General features: G+C 66.9%; 10 protein-coding genes. 4 read left to right on the forward strand and 6 right to left on the reverse strand.

The features are described from left to right. Positions 1 to 64: 64 nt before the first annotated feature. Positions 65 to 1,954 (reverse strand): ribonucleoside-diphosphate reductase subunit alpha, encoded by a 1,890-nt coding sequence (locus E7T10_RS01095; RefSeq protein WP_137720372.1) that lies wholly within the window; start codon positions 1,952 to 1,954, stop codon positions 65 to 67. 273 nt (positions 1,955 to 2,227) lie between these two features. On the opposite strand from E7T10_RS01095, the gene E7T10_RS01100 reads away from it, so the two are divergent. From E7T10_RS01100 to E7T10_RS01110, 3 genes are read left to right on the forward strand one after another with little or no spacing between them, the layout of a single operon-like run. Beyond that, entirely contained in the window at positions 2,228 to 3,004 is a 777-nt protein-coding gene (locus tag E7T10_RS01100) for a phosphatase PAP2 family protein (protein WP_137720373.1), read from the forward strand. Positions 3,005 to 3,059: 55 nt separating this feature from the next. After that, positions 3,060 to 4,379, forward strand: a complete 1,320-nt coding sequence (locus E7T10_RS01105; protein ID WP_168189864.1) for an acetyl-CoA hydrolase/transferase family protein — start codon at positions 3,060 to 3,062, stop codon at positions 4,377 to 4,379. Between the two features lie 43 nt (positions 4,380 to 4,422). Next, positions 4,423 to 5,724, forward strand: coding sequence for a sorbosone dehydrogenase family protein (locus E7T10_RS01110; protein WP_137720375.1), 1,302 nt, complete (start codon positions 4,423 to 4,425; stop codon positions 5,722 to 5,724). Here the strand turns inward: E7T10_RS01110 and E7T10_RS01115 are convergent. Continuing rightward, positions 5,721 to 6,959, reverse strand: coding sequence for an argininosuccinate synthase (locus E7T10_RS01115; protein ID WP_137720376.1), 1,239 nt, complete (start codon positions 6,957 to 6,959; stop codon positions 5,721 to 5,723). The two genes, E7T10_RS01110 and E7T10_RS01115, sit on opposite strands and share 4 nt — an antisense overlap. A 190-nt stretch (positions 6,960 to 7,149) precedes the next feature. Here E7T10_RS01115 and E7T10_RS01120 point away from each other — a divergent pair, with 190 nt between their 5' ends. Beyond that, positions 7,150 to 10,002 (forward strand): pitrilysin family protein, encoded by a 2,853-nt coding sequence (locus tag E7T10_RS01120; protein ID WP_137720377.1) that lies wholly within the window; start codon positions 7,150 to 7,152, stop codon positions 10,000 to 10,002. Positions 10,003 to 10,100: 98 nt separating this feature from the next. Here E7T10_RS01120 and yihA read toward each other — a convergent pair whose 3' ends face one another. The 4 genes from yihA to rpmH are packed head-to-tail and all read right to left on the reverse strand — an operon-like array spanning position 10,101 to position 13,113. After that, positions 10,101 to 10,754: a ribosome biogenesis GTP-binding protein YihA/YsxC gene (yihA, locus tag E7T10_RS01125; protein WP_137720378.1), complete on the reverse strand. Its 654-nt coding sequence runs from the start codon at positions 10,752 to 10,754 to the stop codon at positions 10,101 to 10,103. Next, entirely contained in the window at positions 10,751 to 12,547 is a 1,797-nt protein-coding gene (yidC, locus tag E7T10_RS01130) for a membrane protein insertase YidC (protein ID WP_039246554.1), read from the reverse strand. Before yidC ends, yihA begins: the two co-directional genes overlap by 4 nt. Next, positions 12,544 to 12,948 carry a ribonuclease P protein component gene (gene rnpA / locus E7T10_RS01135; RefSeq protein WP_137720379.1) on the reverse strand — a complete coding sequence of 135 codons (405 nt, stop codon included), beginning with the start codon at positions 12,946 to 12,948 and terminating at the stop codon, positions 12,544 to 12,546. Before rnpA ends, yidC begins: the two co-directional genes overlap by 4 nt. Before the next feature lie 30 nt (positions 12,949 to 12,978). Beyond that, entirely contained in the window at positions 12,979 to 13,113 is a 135-nt protein-coding gene (gene rpmH / locus E7T10_RS01140; protein ID WP_003164000.1) for a 50S ribosomal protein L34, read from the reverse strand. Positions 13,114 to 13,203: the final 90 nt, after the last annotated feature.

The following is a 13,203-nucleotide window of genomic DNA, read 5'->3' on the forward strand; positions in this document are numbered from 1 at the left end:
GGGTTCCAAAACGAAAAAGGGCCCCGCTGTCGCGGAGCCCTTCGGGTCGCTCGGTGCAGATGCCTTACTGGCAGGCCAGGCACTCGTCGTAGTCGGTCTTGGGCAGGGAGAAGAGATCGGGCTGATTGGGGTCGATCTCGGCCTCGGCCTTGTCCTCGGCGCCCGCGAAGGCGGCGCGCTGCACCGACTTGGAGCGCAGGTAGTACAGCGACTTCACGCCGCGTTCCCACGCGGACCAGTGCAGCATGTGCAGGTCCCATTTGTTCACGTCGCCGGGGATGAACAGGTTCAGCGACTGGGCCTGGCAGATTTCCGGCGCGCGGTCGGCGGCCAGTTCGATCACCCAGCGCTGGTCCAGTTCGAAGGCGGTCTTGAACACGCCCTTCTCGTCCTCGTTCAGGGCGTCGAGGTGCTGGACCGAACCTTCGTTCTCCAGAATGGAGCTCCACACCGCCTCGGTGTTGATGCCCTTTTCGTCGAGCAAGCGCTCCAGATAGGGGTTCTTGACCGCGAACGAGCCCGACAGGGTCTTGTGGGTGTAGATGTTGGCCGGGATCGGCTCGATGCCGGCCGACGTGCCGCCGCAGATGATCGAGATCGAGGCGGTGGGGGCGATGGCCAGCTTGTGGCTGAACCGCTCCATCACGCCGCGCTCCTCGGCGTCCAGGCACGGGCCCTTCTCCTCGGCCAGCAGGCGGCTGGCCTTATCGGCCTCGCGACGCAGGTGCTTGAACAGGCGCATGTTCCACGACTTGGCCATGGCGCTTTCGAAGGCGACGCCCTGCCCCTGCAAGAAGGAGTGGAAGCCCATCAGGCCCAGACCCACCGAACGCTCGCGCTTGGCCGAATAGACGGCGGCGGCCATGGCGGGCGGGGCGCGGCGGATGAAGTCCTCCAGCACATTGTCCAGGAACCGCATCAGATCCTCGACGAAGCGCGGCTCCTCACGCCATTCCAGGAAGGTCTCGGCGTTCACCGACGACAGGCAGCAGACGGCGGTCCGGTCCACGCCCAGGTGGTCGCGGCCGGTGTGAAGCATGATTTCGGCGCACAGGTTCGACTGTTTGACCTTCAGGCCCAGGTCGCGCTGGTGCGGCGCCATCTGGCGGTTCACCGTGTCCGAGAAGATCAGATACGGCTCGCCGGTCTGCATGCGGATGTCGAGCAGCTTGGTCCACAGCGAACGGGCGTCGACGGTCTTCATGACCGCGCCGTCCTTGGGCGACTTCAGGTCGAAGGTTCCGCCGACTTTCACCGCCTCCATGAACTCGTCGGTGACGTTGATGCCGTGGTGCAGGTTCAGGGACTTGCGATTGAAGTCGCCCGACGGTTTGCGGATCTCCAGGAACTCTTCGATTTCCGGGTGGTGGATGTCCAGATAGACGGCGGCCGAACCGCGGCGCAGCGAACCCTGGCTGATCGCCAGCGTCAGGCTGTCCATCACGCGGATGAAAGGGATGATGCCCGAGGTCTTGCCCGCTCCCTTGACCTTTTCGCCGATGGAGCGGACGCCGCCCCAATAGGTGCCGATGCCGCCGCCGTTCGAGGCCAGGGCCACGTTCTCGTTCCAGACGTTCTGGATGCCGTCCAGGCTGTCGCCCACCGCGTTCAGGAAGCAGGAGATCGGCAGGCCGCGATCCGCGCCGCCGTTCGACAGGACCGGGGTCGCCGGCATGAACCACAGGCGGCTCATATAGTCATACAGGCGCTGGGCGTGTTCGGCGTCGTCCGAGAAGGCGGTCGAGACCCGCGCGAACATGTCCTGATAGCTTTCGCCCGGCAGCAGATAGCGATCTTCCAGCGTCTTCTTGCCGAAGTCGGTCAGCAGATCATCGCGCGAGCGGTCGACCTGGACCGATTTGACCACGGTCAGGTGGGGGCGCTCCGGCGTCGGCGTCGCCGCAACGCCTTGGAATTCCGTCGTCTTCAATGCCTCGCCGCCAGCCATGGTCATCTGCGTCCTGAACAAAAAATCGTTTGAGCCGCCCGCGCCGCGACCACATCATCTTGTGGCCTCCGCGCTCCCCGAGCCCACATATAGGGCGCATATGCCTAATGACCCGTCAACGGGTTGACGCCGACCATTGTGGGCGAATCGGTCGGACAAGTCCCAGCCGCCTGGGGAAAAGCCAGTACTCAAGCCAGCACGTCCGTTTTACGCGCCTGAGACAAAGCGATCACGAACGCGTGATCGGAACGACTGACCAGCTTGGCCGTTGGCTCGCCCATGACGCTTTCCGATGTCCGCGCCTTTTTGATACGCGTCCTGACGGTCGCCCGCACCGAGATCGCCGCGCTTCTGGCCTTGCTGGTCGTCGCCGGCGGCGTTTTGACCTTCGCAGGCCTCGCCGATGAGATGACCGAGGGCGAGGGCCAGGCCTTCGATCTTCATGTCCTGGCGCTGATGCGGCCCTATGCCGACGACCCGGGCCGGCCGTGGGGGCCGTGGTGGCTGAAGGAGGCGGCGGCGGACATCACCTCGCTGGGCGGCATCTCGGTGCTGGGGCTGTTCGCCCTGATCGTGATCGTCTTCCTGCTGAGCCAGCGGAAATGGCTGTCGTCCCTGCTGCTGATCATTGGCCTGGCCGGGGGCGTCGCGCTCTCGGAGGGCCTGAAGGCCGTGTTCGAACGCGCCCGGCCCCCTGCGGCCATGCAGGCGGTGGAGACGATCAACGCCAGCTTCCCGTCCGGCCACGCCCTGCTATCCACCGTCTTCTATCTCAGCGTCGCCGTCATGCTGACCCGCGCCTTCCCGCGCGAGCGGTTCAAGGTCTTCGTCCTGGGCGTCGGCATTCTGCTGGCCCTGCTGGTCGGGCTGACGCGCATCTATCTGGGCGCCCACTGGGCCACCGACGTCTTCGCCGGCTGGGCGGTCGGCGCCGCCTGGGCCATGGCCCTGTGGCTGGTCGCCTATGGGGTGGCGCGCTGGCAGAAGCGTCACCGCGCGGCGCTGCAGGACGAAGCCTCGCCGATCGAAGCCGCGCCCGACCCGACCAAAGTCTAGGCCCGCCATCTGCCGCGCGGCAGGCTAGTCTGGCGACATGACGGAGACGCACGCCATGGACCACGCCGCCCTTTACGCCAAACGCCTAAAGACACCCGATCAGGCCGCCGCCCTGATCGTCTCGGGCGCCAAGGTCGCCATGGGGCTCGGCGTGTCCCAGCCGCCCGCCCTGCTCAAGGCCCTGGCCGAACGGGCCGCGCGTGACGAGGTCGAGGATGTGAACCTCTACTATCTGCTCTCGACCGCTATCGCAGGGGACACGGTGCTGCGCTATGAGCTGATGGACCGCATCCGCCCCTGGAGCCTGTTCCACAGCGCCATCGAACGCCGGCTGGAACAGCGCGCACACGAGGAGGGTTGCCCCAACCCCGTGCAGTTCATCCCCACAGGCTTTCAGCAGTCGCCCCGCCTGTTGTGCGAGGAGGTCAAGGTGGATGCGCTGATCTGCACCGTCTCGCCGATGGATGCGGAGGGCTTCTTCTCGTTCGGGACCAACACCGGCTACGCCAAGCCGGTGTCGCAGACGGCCCGGACGGTGATCGTCGAGGTCAATCCGCACATGCCGCGCGTGTTCGGCGACTGCACCATCCATGTGTCCCAGGTCGTCGGCATCGTCGAACATGCCGCGCCCCTGCTGGTCGTGCCGCGCGCCCAACCTCAGCCGGCGGACCTGGCCATCGGCCGCATCATCGCCGGCCTGGTCGAGGACGGGGCGACGCTTCAGATGGGGATCGGCGCCCTGCCCAACGCCGTCTGCGACGCCCTGATGGACCACCGCGATCTGGGCGTTCACACCGAGATGCTGACGCCCGGCCTGGTCGAACTGATGCAGGCCGGCGTGGCCAACCATGCCCGCAAGACCCTGCATCCGGGCGTGGGCGTCTTCGCCTTCTCGATGGGCGACCTCAACACCTATGAGTTTCTGGACGGCAATCGCGGCATGGAGGCCCATCCGGTCTCCTATGTGAACGACCCGGCCGTGATCGCACGCAATGCGAAGATGATCTCGGTCAACGCCACGCTTCAGATCGACCTAACCGGCGCCTGCTGCTCGGAGTTCTTGAACGGGCGCCAGTTCACGGCCGCCGGGGGCCAGCTGGACTTCGTGCGCGGCGCCTATGGATCGGAGGGCGGCAAGTCGATCATCGCCTGTCATTCCACGGCGGCGAAAGGAACGGCCTCGCGCATCGTCGCGCGTCTGGACGGGCCGGTCACCACGCCGCGCAACGACACCCACATCGTCGCCACCGAACACGGCTGGACCAATCTGAAGGGCAAGTCGTCCAGCGAGCGCGCCCGCGCCCTGATCGCCTTGGCCGCGCCCGAGTTTCGCGACGGCCTGACGGCGGCGGCGCGCGAACAAGGGCTGATCTGACGCCGCGCTTGATCTTGGACCGTCTGTGGGGGCTTCTGGCGTCATGAAGACCATCCGCCTTATGGCCCTGCTCGCCCTCCTCGTCGCCGCGCCTTTCAGCGCGAGGGCGGCCCAGGGCGCCTATGCGACCGACGGCGACTGCGGCGGGCGGCCGATGACCACCGTTCGGATGGCGCCCGGCTATTGCCTGGGGCTGGTCTGGCAGGGCGCTGGGGCCGAGGGACCGCGGATGCCGCGCGGCCTGCTGGCGCTACCCGACGGCGACTGGTTGGTGACGGATCTCGGCAGTTGGGAGCAAGGACGCGGCGCCATCTGGCGGCTGTCGTTCGGGTCCGACGGCGCGCCGCGCTGGCGACGGCTGGCGCAAGGTCTGAGCATGCCGCACACGGCGGCGCGCGGGCCGGACGGGCTCATCTATGTGTCCGAGATGAACCGCATCCTGACGCTGGACCCCGACGCGGCCGATCCGGCGGCGACGGTGCGCACCGTGATCGGGGACCTGCCTGACAATCGGCTGCACGCCAATCGCCACCCGCTGTCCAGCTTCGTCTTCGATGCGAACGGGGACCTGCTGGTCAATGTCGGCGCCCCCAGCGACCGCTGCGTGGATGCGCGAGGCCGGGCGCGCGCCAATGCGGCGGGCGCCTGCATCGACAGCGCGGCGACGGCCCAGGTGCGGCGTCACACCTATCTGGGCGCCGGCCGCTGGGCCGAGGACAGCACCGTCTTCGCTTCGGGCCTGCGGAACTCTATCGCCCTGGCCCGGCACCCGTCGGGCACGATCCTGCAAGGCGAGAACTCGGTCGACCTGACCACGCCCGACCATCCCTATGACGAGATCAATGTCCTGCGTCAGGGCGGCCATTACGGCTGGCCCTATTGCGTCGATCTGGCGACGCCCCTGCCGGGCTGGAGCGCGGCCCAGGCGCGATGCCGCCAGCGCGACCGCCCGGTCGCCCTGCTGCCGCCCCACGCCGCGCCGCTGGACCTGATCTATTACGACGGGGCGATGTTCCCCGAACTGCGCGGCCGGCTGCTGATGAGCTGGCACGGCTATCGTCGCGCGGGCGGCCGGATCGTGGCGGCCGAGACGGATGGCGAGGGCCGCCCCCTGACTGATATCGGCGGCCGCTACGCCATCTATCCGCGCGGCGCCCTGTCCTATCCCCCCGGCGCGCCCAGCCTACGCGGCAAGGTGCTGACGCCGGGTTGGGACACGGTCTCAGGCCGCCAGCCGCGCGGCGCGCCGGTCGTGCTGGCCGTCGCCGCCGACGGATCGATCTGGGTCACGGACGACCGAAACCGGGCGATCCTCAGGATCGCCCGCTCGGATAAGACGCCCTAGCTCTTGCGCGCGTCGCGCTTGGCCAGGACGCGCAGACGAAGGGCGTTCAGCTTGATGAAGCCGGCCGCGTCCTTGTGGTCATAGGCCTGGACGCCTTCTTCGAAGGTCACCAGGTCCTGATCGTACAGGCTGTTGGGGCTTTCGCGGCCGATGACCGAGACATTGCCCTTGTACAGCTTGACCTTGACGGTGCCGGAGACGTTTTCCTGGCTCTTGTCGATGGCGGCCTGAAGCATTTCGCGCTCGGGCGAGAACCAGAAGCCGTTGTAGATCAGCTCGGCGTATTTCGGCATCAGCTGGTCCTTCAGGTGCATGGAGCCGCCGTCCAGGGTGATGCTTTCGATGCCGCGGTGCGCCGCGATCAGGATGGTCCCGCCAGGGGTCTCATAGACGCCGCGCGACTTCATGCCGACGAAGCGGTTCTCGACCAGGTCCAGACGGCCGATGCCGTTGTCGTGGCCATACTGGTTCAGCGCCGTCAGGATCGTGGCGGGCGACATGGCCTCGCCGTTGATCGAGACGGCGTCGCCCTTTTCGAAGCCGATCTCGATGACGGTGGCCTTATCCGGCGCGTCTTCGGGGCTGATCGTGCGCTGGTGGACGAACTCGGGGGCCTCGACCGCCGGGTCTTCCAGCACCTTGCCCTCGGACGAGGAGTGCAGAAGGTTGGCGTCGACGCTGAAGGGCGCCTCGCCGCGCTTGTCCTTGGCGATCGGGATCTGGTTCTTCTCGGCGAAGTCCAGCAGGGCCTCGCGGCTGCGGAATTCCCACTCGCGCCACGGGGCGATGACGCGGATGTCGGGCTCCAGCGCATAATAGCCCAGCTCGAACCGGACCTGGTCGTTGCCCTTGCCGGTCGCGCCGTGACAGACGGCGTCGGCGCCGACCATCCGGGCGATCTCGATCTGGCGCTTGGAGATCAGGGGCCGGGCGATGGAGGTGCCCAGCAGATAGTCGCCCTCATACTGGGCGTTGGCGCGGAACATGGGGAAAACGAAGTCGCGCACGAACTCTTCGCGCAGGTCGTCGATGAAGATGTTTTCGGGCTTGATGCCCAGCTTCAGCGCCTTCTCGCGCGCCGGGCCCAACTCTTCGCCCTGGCCCAGGTCGGCGGTGAAGGTCACGACCTCGGCGTTATATTCGGTCTGGAGCCACTTCAGGATGATCGAGGTGTCCAGCCCGCCCGAATAGGCGAGGACGACTTTCTTGACGGGCTTGTCGGCGGGGGCGGACATGGCGGCTCTTTCAGCAAGGGACGGTCAGTCGGGGAGTTGACGCGCGCATAAGACCGGGGGTCCGGCGATGCAACCTTTTCCGGGTCGCGCGGGTGAGAACATGAACCTTTCGTCATGTTCCATTTGGTCGCGTTGCCAGGCGGCAGACCGGCGTTATGGTCCCCTCCAACTGCAATCCCGAGGATATCGCATGCGCCGCACTGGCTCTCTCGTCGCCGCCGCCGCCCTTCTGGCCGTTTCAACGCCCGTCTGGGCCTCCGCGGCCGCCGCACCCGCCGCCCAGGCCGCCGCGCCCGCTGTTCAGTCCGCGCCGGTGTCGCAGCTGATCAACGAAGTCGACATCCCCTACACCAAGTTCACCCTCGACAACGGTCTGACCGTTCTGGTCCATGAGGATCACAAGGCCCCCGTCGTCGCCGTCTCCGTCTGGTACAATGTCGGCTCCAAGGACGAGCCGGCTGGCAAGACCGGCTTCGCCCACCTGTTCGAACACCTGATGTTCGGCGGCTCGGAAAATGCGCCCGGCAGCTATTTCACGCCGATGCGCAACATGGGCGCGACCGACATGAACGGGACCACCTATTTCGACCGCACCAACTATTTCGAGACGGTCCCGACCCCGGCGCTGGAACAGGCCCTGTTCATGGAAAGCGACCGCATGGGCTACATGCTGGGCGCCATCAGCCAGGAGACGCTCGATCTGCAACGCGGCGTCGTTCAGAACGAAAAGCGTCAGGGCGACAACCAGCCCTACGGCCTGAACCAGTACAAGCAGCTGGAGGCCCTGTTCCCCGAAGGCCACCCCTATCGCCACTCGACCATCGGCTCGATGGCCGATCTGGACGCCGCCTCGATGCAGACGGTGCGCGACTGGTTCACCTCCAACTATGGCCCCAACAACGCCGTTCTGGTGCTGGCCGGCGACATCACCCCCGCCAAGGCGCGTGAACTGACCGACAAATACTTCGGCCCGATCGCCAAGGGTCCGGTGAACAACCCCGCCCAGGCCCCGGTCCCGACCCTGTCCGCCCCGCTCAGCGAAACCACCCACGACCGCGTCTCGAACGCCCAGGTCGAGGTCAGTTGGGCCGTGCCCGGCATGCTGGACCCGGATTCGGTGCCGCTCAGCGTCGCCGCCTCCGTGCTGGGCGGCTTGGCCTCCTCGCGTCTGGACAATGAACTGGTGCGCGGCGAGCAGACCGCCGTCTCAGTCAGCGCCGGCAACAGCGCCTTCCACCGCGTCGGCATCTTCGAGATGAGCGCCATGATCAAGCCGGGCGAAGACCCCGCCGCCGTCGAAGCGCGCATGCGCGAGATCCTGAACGGCTTGATCGCGAACGGCCCGACGCAGGACGAGATCAACCGCGTCGTCACCCAATACGCCTCGCGCCGCATCCAGGGCCTGGAACAGGTCGGCGGCTTCGGCGGCAAGGCCACGGCGCTCGCCGAAGGCCAGCTCTATGCCGGCGATCCTGAGTTCTACAAGAAGCAGCTGGCCGCCTACGCCGCCGTCACGCCGGCCCAGGTCAAGGCGGCGATGCAGAAGTGGCTGACCCGTCCGGCCTATACGCTGACCACCCTGCCCGGCCAGCGTGAAGCCTATCAGGAGGCGGCCGCCGCGCCGTCCGGCGCCAACCGCACCCCGGCCCCGGAAATCGAGCGCAAGCCGCGCATGCCCAGGCCCGAGATCGGTCAGGTCGCCAACGTCGACTTCCCGGCCGTCGAGCGCACCCGCCTGTCGAACGGCATGGAGGTGATCTACGCCCAGCGCGACGCCACCCCGACGACGAAGATCGCGCTCGATTTCGACGCCGGTCTGGCCGCCGACGACCGGTCCAAACTGGGTCTGCAGACCCTGATGCTGGACCTGATGGACGAGGGCACCCGCACCCTGAACGCCACGCAGTTGGCCGAGGCGCAGGAAGCCCTGGGCGCCAGCATCACCACTGGGGCGACGATGGACAGTTCGGTCGTCCAGCTGTCGGCGGTGACGCCGAACCTGAAGCCTTCGGTGGATCTGATGGCCGAGGTTGTGCGCAATCCTGCCTTCGCCCCGGCCGAGCTGGAGCGCCTGCGCGCCACCCGTCTGTCGCGCATCGCCGCCGAGCGCACCCAGCCGGCCGCCTTGGCCAGCCGCGCCCTGCCGGAACTGATGTATGGGCCCAACAGCCCCTATGGCCGTCCGTTCAGCGGCAATGGCGACGAGGCCAGCGTCAAGGCGATCACCGATGCCGACATCCGCGCCGACTACGCCAAGTGGATCCGTCCGGACAACGCCAAGCTGTTCATCGTCTCCGACCGGCCCCTGGCCGAGCTGACGCCGATCCTGGACAGCGCCTTCGGTCAATGGGCGCCGCCCGCATCGGCCAAGGCCGTCAAGGACTTCTCGGCCCCGATCCCGGCCGCGACGCCCAAGATCGTGCTGATCGACCGTCCGCAATCGCCCCAGTCCTACATCATGGGCGGCGAGGTTCTGGGCCTGTCGGGCACCGACGACCTGTTGGTGTTGAACGCGGCGAACAATGTGCTCGGCAACGACTTCCTGTCGCGCATCAACTCGGATCTGCGTGAGACCAAGAGCTGGTCCTACGGCGTCAACGCCTCGGTCAATCCGTTCGCCGGACGCGTGCCCTATCTGATCACCGCCCCGGTCCAGGCCGACAAGACCGGCCCGGCCATCGAAGCCCTGAACCAGCAGTTCAACGACTTCCTGTCGGGCGGCAAGGGCGTGACGCCCGAGGAGTTGCAACGCACGATCAACGGCAACACCCGCCGTCTGGCCGGTAGCTACGAGACCTCGGCCGCCGTCCTGGGCGCCATGCGCTCCAACGCCCTGCTGGGCCGTCCGGACGACTATCCGGAAACCATCGCGGCGCGCACCAACGCCCTGACCGCAGCCCAGCTGGACGCCGCCGCCAAGGCCGCCATCGACCCGTCCCGGTTCGTCTGGGTCGTGGTCGGCGACGCCTCGGTGGTCAAGCCGCAACTGGACGCCCTGGGCATCCCTGTCGAGGTCCGCGCGGCGGCCCCCGCCGCCCAATAGGGCGACGACAGACCAAAACGACGAAGGCCCGGAGAGCGATCTCCGGGCCTTTTCTTTTCTGCCGTCATGCTCGGGCCCTGGCCCGACGATGAGGGCCTCTAGTCCAGAGTCGCGCCCGTCGTACGCATGATCTCGGCGCGCAGTTCCGGCAGGCCGATCCCCTTTTCCGACGACGTCAGAGCCACCACCGGGAAGGCGGCGGGGCGTTTGGAGATGGCCTTGAGGGTCGCGGCCTGCACGGCCTCGCCCTCGCCCTTCTTCAGCTTGTCGGCCTTGGTCAGGACGATCTGATAGCTGACGGCGGCCAGATCGAGCGCATCCAGCGCCTCCGTATCCACCGACTTCAGGCCATGGCGGCTGTCGATCAGCAGATAGACCCGCTTCAGCGTCACCCGGCCGCGCAGATAGTCGCGGCCCAGATCCTGGAACTTCTTGACCGTGGTCTTGGACGCCTTGGCCCAGCCATAGCCGGGCAGGTCGACCAGACGCATCCGGCCGTCCAGATCGAAGAAGTTGACCTCACGCGTGCGGCCCGGCTCATTCGAAGCGCGGGCCAGCTTGTGCATGCCCACCAGCCCGTTGATCAGGCTGGACTTGCCCACGTTCGAGCGCCCGGCGAAGGCGATCTCGGGCAGGTCGAGGTCGGGCAACTGCTCGATCTTGGCCGCGCCCATGACGAAGGTCGCTGGCCGCGCGAACAGGACGCGCGCCGCCTCTATGTCCTCGGGCGTGAACTCGGTCTCGTCGATCACGCGGGCGACTTCTTGAACCGGGCGAAGAACGCATCGATCGGGTTCTCGGCCTTGTAGCGGTGCATGATCACATACTGCTGCAGGATGGTCAGGATGTTGGACCAGGCCCAGTAGATCAGCAGGCCCGCCGCGAACGGCGCCATGATGAAGGTGAACAGCAGCGGCATGAACTGGAAGATCTGGCGCTGGACCGGATCGGCCGCCGGCGGGTTCATCGCCGTCTGCAGCCACATCGTCAGACCATAGGCGATCGCCAGCAGACCCAGGTGCAGCGGGCCGGCCAACAGGCCGCCGATCAGCGGCGCCATCGCCGGATCCCACGGGATCAGGCCGAACAGGTTCCAGATCGACGACGGATCGCGCGCCGACAGGTCATGGATGAAGCCCAGGAACGGCTGGTGACGCATTTCGATGGTCACGGTCAGCACCTTGTACAGGGCGTAGAAGACCGGGATCTGCAGCAACAGCGGAAGGCATCCGGCGACCGGATTGATCTTCTCGCGCTGATACAGGGCCATCGTCTCCTGCTGCTGCTTCTGCGGGTCGTCTTTGAACTTCTTCTTGATCTCCTCCATCTTGGGCTGGAGGTTCCGCATCTTGGACATCGAGGCGTAGGCGTTGTTGGCCAGCGGGAACATCACCAGCTTGACGATGACGGTCAGGGCCAGAATGGCGACGCCGAAGCTGCCGACCAGGCCGTAGACGTTCTCCAGAATCCAGAAGATCGGACGCGTCAGGAACCAGAACATGCCCCAGTCGATCGCATAGACGAAGCGCGGCAGGTTCAGGCTCTGCTCATAGGATTTCAGCACCTCGGCGCGCTTGACCCCGGCGAACAGGCGCTGGGTCTCGGTCGCGGTGGCGCCGGGCTGGATGGTGCGGGTGGTGCCCAGGACATTGGCTTCCAGCTGCTGGGCGCCGTTCAGGTCGCGCACGCGGAATTCGGTTTCGACCGCCTCGTTCTGCTGGGGCAGCAGGGCCGCCAGCCAATATTTGTCGGTGATGCCCAGCCAGCCGCCGGTCGAGGCGTTTTCGATCCGCGGCTCCTTCAGCCAGTCCTTGTATTTCTTCTGCTCGGTCCGGTAGTCACCCGGCTTGCCGAAGGTGCCGATCGCACCCTCGTGGACGATATGCGACGAGCCGGCTGCGGGCGGCACGCCCTGGCGCTGGACGCTGCCGTAGGGGGCGATGGTGATCGCCTGCGTACCCAGGTTCTGAACCGTGTCCTGCACCGAGAAGACGTATTTGTCGTCGACCGAGATCACGCGGGTGAAGCGCAGGCCCTGGCCGTTGTCCCAGGTCAGGGTGACCGGCGTCGTCGGCGTCAGGGTCGACCCATTGGTCAGCCGCCACACGGTATTGGGTCCGGGCACGCCGCCGGCGACATTGGGGCCGGTCCAGCCGAACTGGGCGAAATAGGCGTTCTGCATCCCCTGCGGGCGGAACAGCTCCACCGGCTGGGGCTTGTCCTGAACCTCGCGATAGTCGGTCAGGAACAGGTCGTCGATCCGGCCGCCCTGAAGCGACAGCGACCCCTTCAGCGTGCCGGACTGGATCGGCACCCGTGCGGCGGTGCTCAGCGCCTGGCTGCGGTCGGTGACGAAGGTCGGGCCCTGCGGGCTCAGCGCCGTGCGCGCGGCGTTATCGGCGGTCTGCGACTGCTCGGCCTGGGCCTGCTGTTGCACGGCGCGCCGCTCGGCCTGCGGACGCAGCACGGCGAAATAGTAGATCCCCATGATCAGGACCGAGCACACGATGAAGATGATCGTGTTGCGCGTGTTTTCGTTTTTCATGGATTCTGGCGGTCCTGGCCGGAGGGGGCGCGGGCGTGCGAAGGCCTGTTGGCCTTGGGTGTCGCCAGCCTTGTAAGCGTCGATTTCACGTCGTCAAGCAGACGGTCCCACGCACGCTCGGTCGTGCCCATGCGGGCGATGAAGACATAGTCGCTTCCGGGCACGCCGTGCTGGGCCAGCATGGCCCGTGCGGCCTCGCGCAGACGGCGTTTGGCGCGGTTGCGCTGGACCGCCCCGCCGATCTTCTTGGTGGCGGTGAAGCCCAGGCCGATGTGCGGCGAACCGTCGCCGCGCTCCAGCCGCTGGATCACCACGGCGCCGCGCGCCTCGGAAACGCCTTTGGCGGCCGCCAGGAACTGGGGCCGCCGCAACAGACGCTTGATCTGTAAAGGGTCGCTCATGCGTCCAAAAGATCCGGACGCGTAAGCCGCTTACGCCGTCAGGCGCTTGCGGCCCTTGGCGCGACGGCGCGCAACAATCTTCTGGCCGTTCTTGGTGGCCATCCGGCTGCGGAAGCCGTGACGGCGCTTGCGCACGAGTCGCGACGGCTGATAGGTCCGCTTCACGGTCGGCTCCTGACGTTAAAAGGTTGGGCGACGGGGCAAGAGGCGTCCGCCGCAGGAAGGGCGGGCGTATAAGTCGCATGTCCGCGTGAG

The sequence above is a fragment of the Brevundimonas sp. SGAir0440 genome (genome assembly GCF_005484585.1).
GTDB lineage: Bacteria > Pseudomonadota > Alphaproteobacteria > Caulobacterales > Caulobacteraceae > Brevundimonas.

Coding starts and splice junctions, on each gene's coding strand:
- E7T10_RS01095 (WP_137720372.1), bottom strand. CDS start 1,954: ATGACCATGGCTGGCGGCGAGGCATTGAAGACGACGGAATTCCAAGGC.
- E7T10_RS01100 (WP_137720373.1), top strand. CDS start 2,228: ATGACGCTTTCCGATGTCCGCGCCTTTTTGATACGCGTCCTGACGGTC.
- E7T10_RS01105 (WP_168189864.1), top strand. CDS start 3,060: ATGGACCACGCCGCCCTTTACGCCAAACGCCTAAAGACACCCGATCAG.
- E7T10_RS01110 (WP_137720375.1), top strand. CDS start 4,423: ATGAAGACCATCCGCCTTATGGCCCTGCTCGCCCTCCTCGTCGCCGCG.
- E7T10_RS01115 (WP_137720376.1), bottom strand. CDS start 6,959: ATGTCCGCCCCCGCCGACAAGCCCGTCAAGAAAGTCGTCCTCGCCTAT.
- E7T10_RS01120 (WP_137720377.1), top strand. CDS start 7,150: ATGCGCCGCACTGGCTCTCTCGTCGCCGCCGCCGCCCTTCTGGCCGTT.
- yidC (WP_039246554.1), bottom strand. CDS start 12,547: ATGAAAAACGAAAACACGCGCAACACGATCATCTTCATCGTGTGCTCG.
- rnpA (WP_137720379.1), bottom strand. CDS start 12,948: ATGAGCGACCCTTTACAGATCAAGCGTCTGTTGCGGCGGCCCCAGTTC.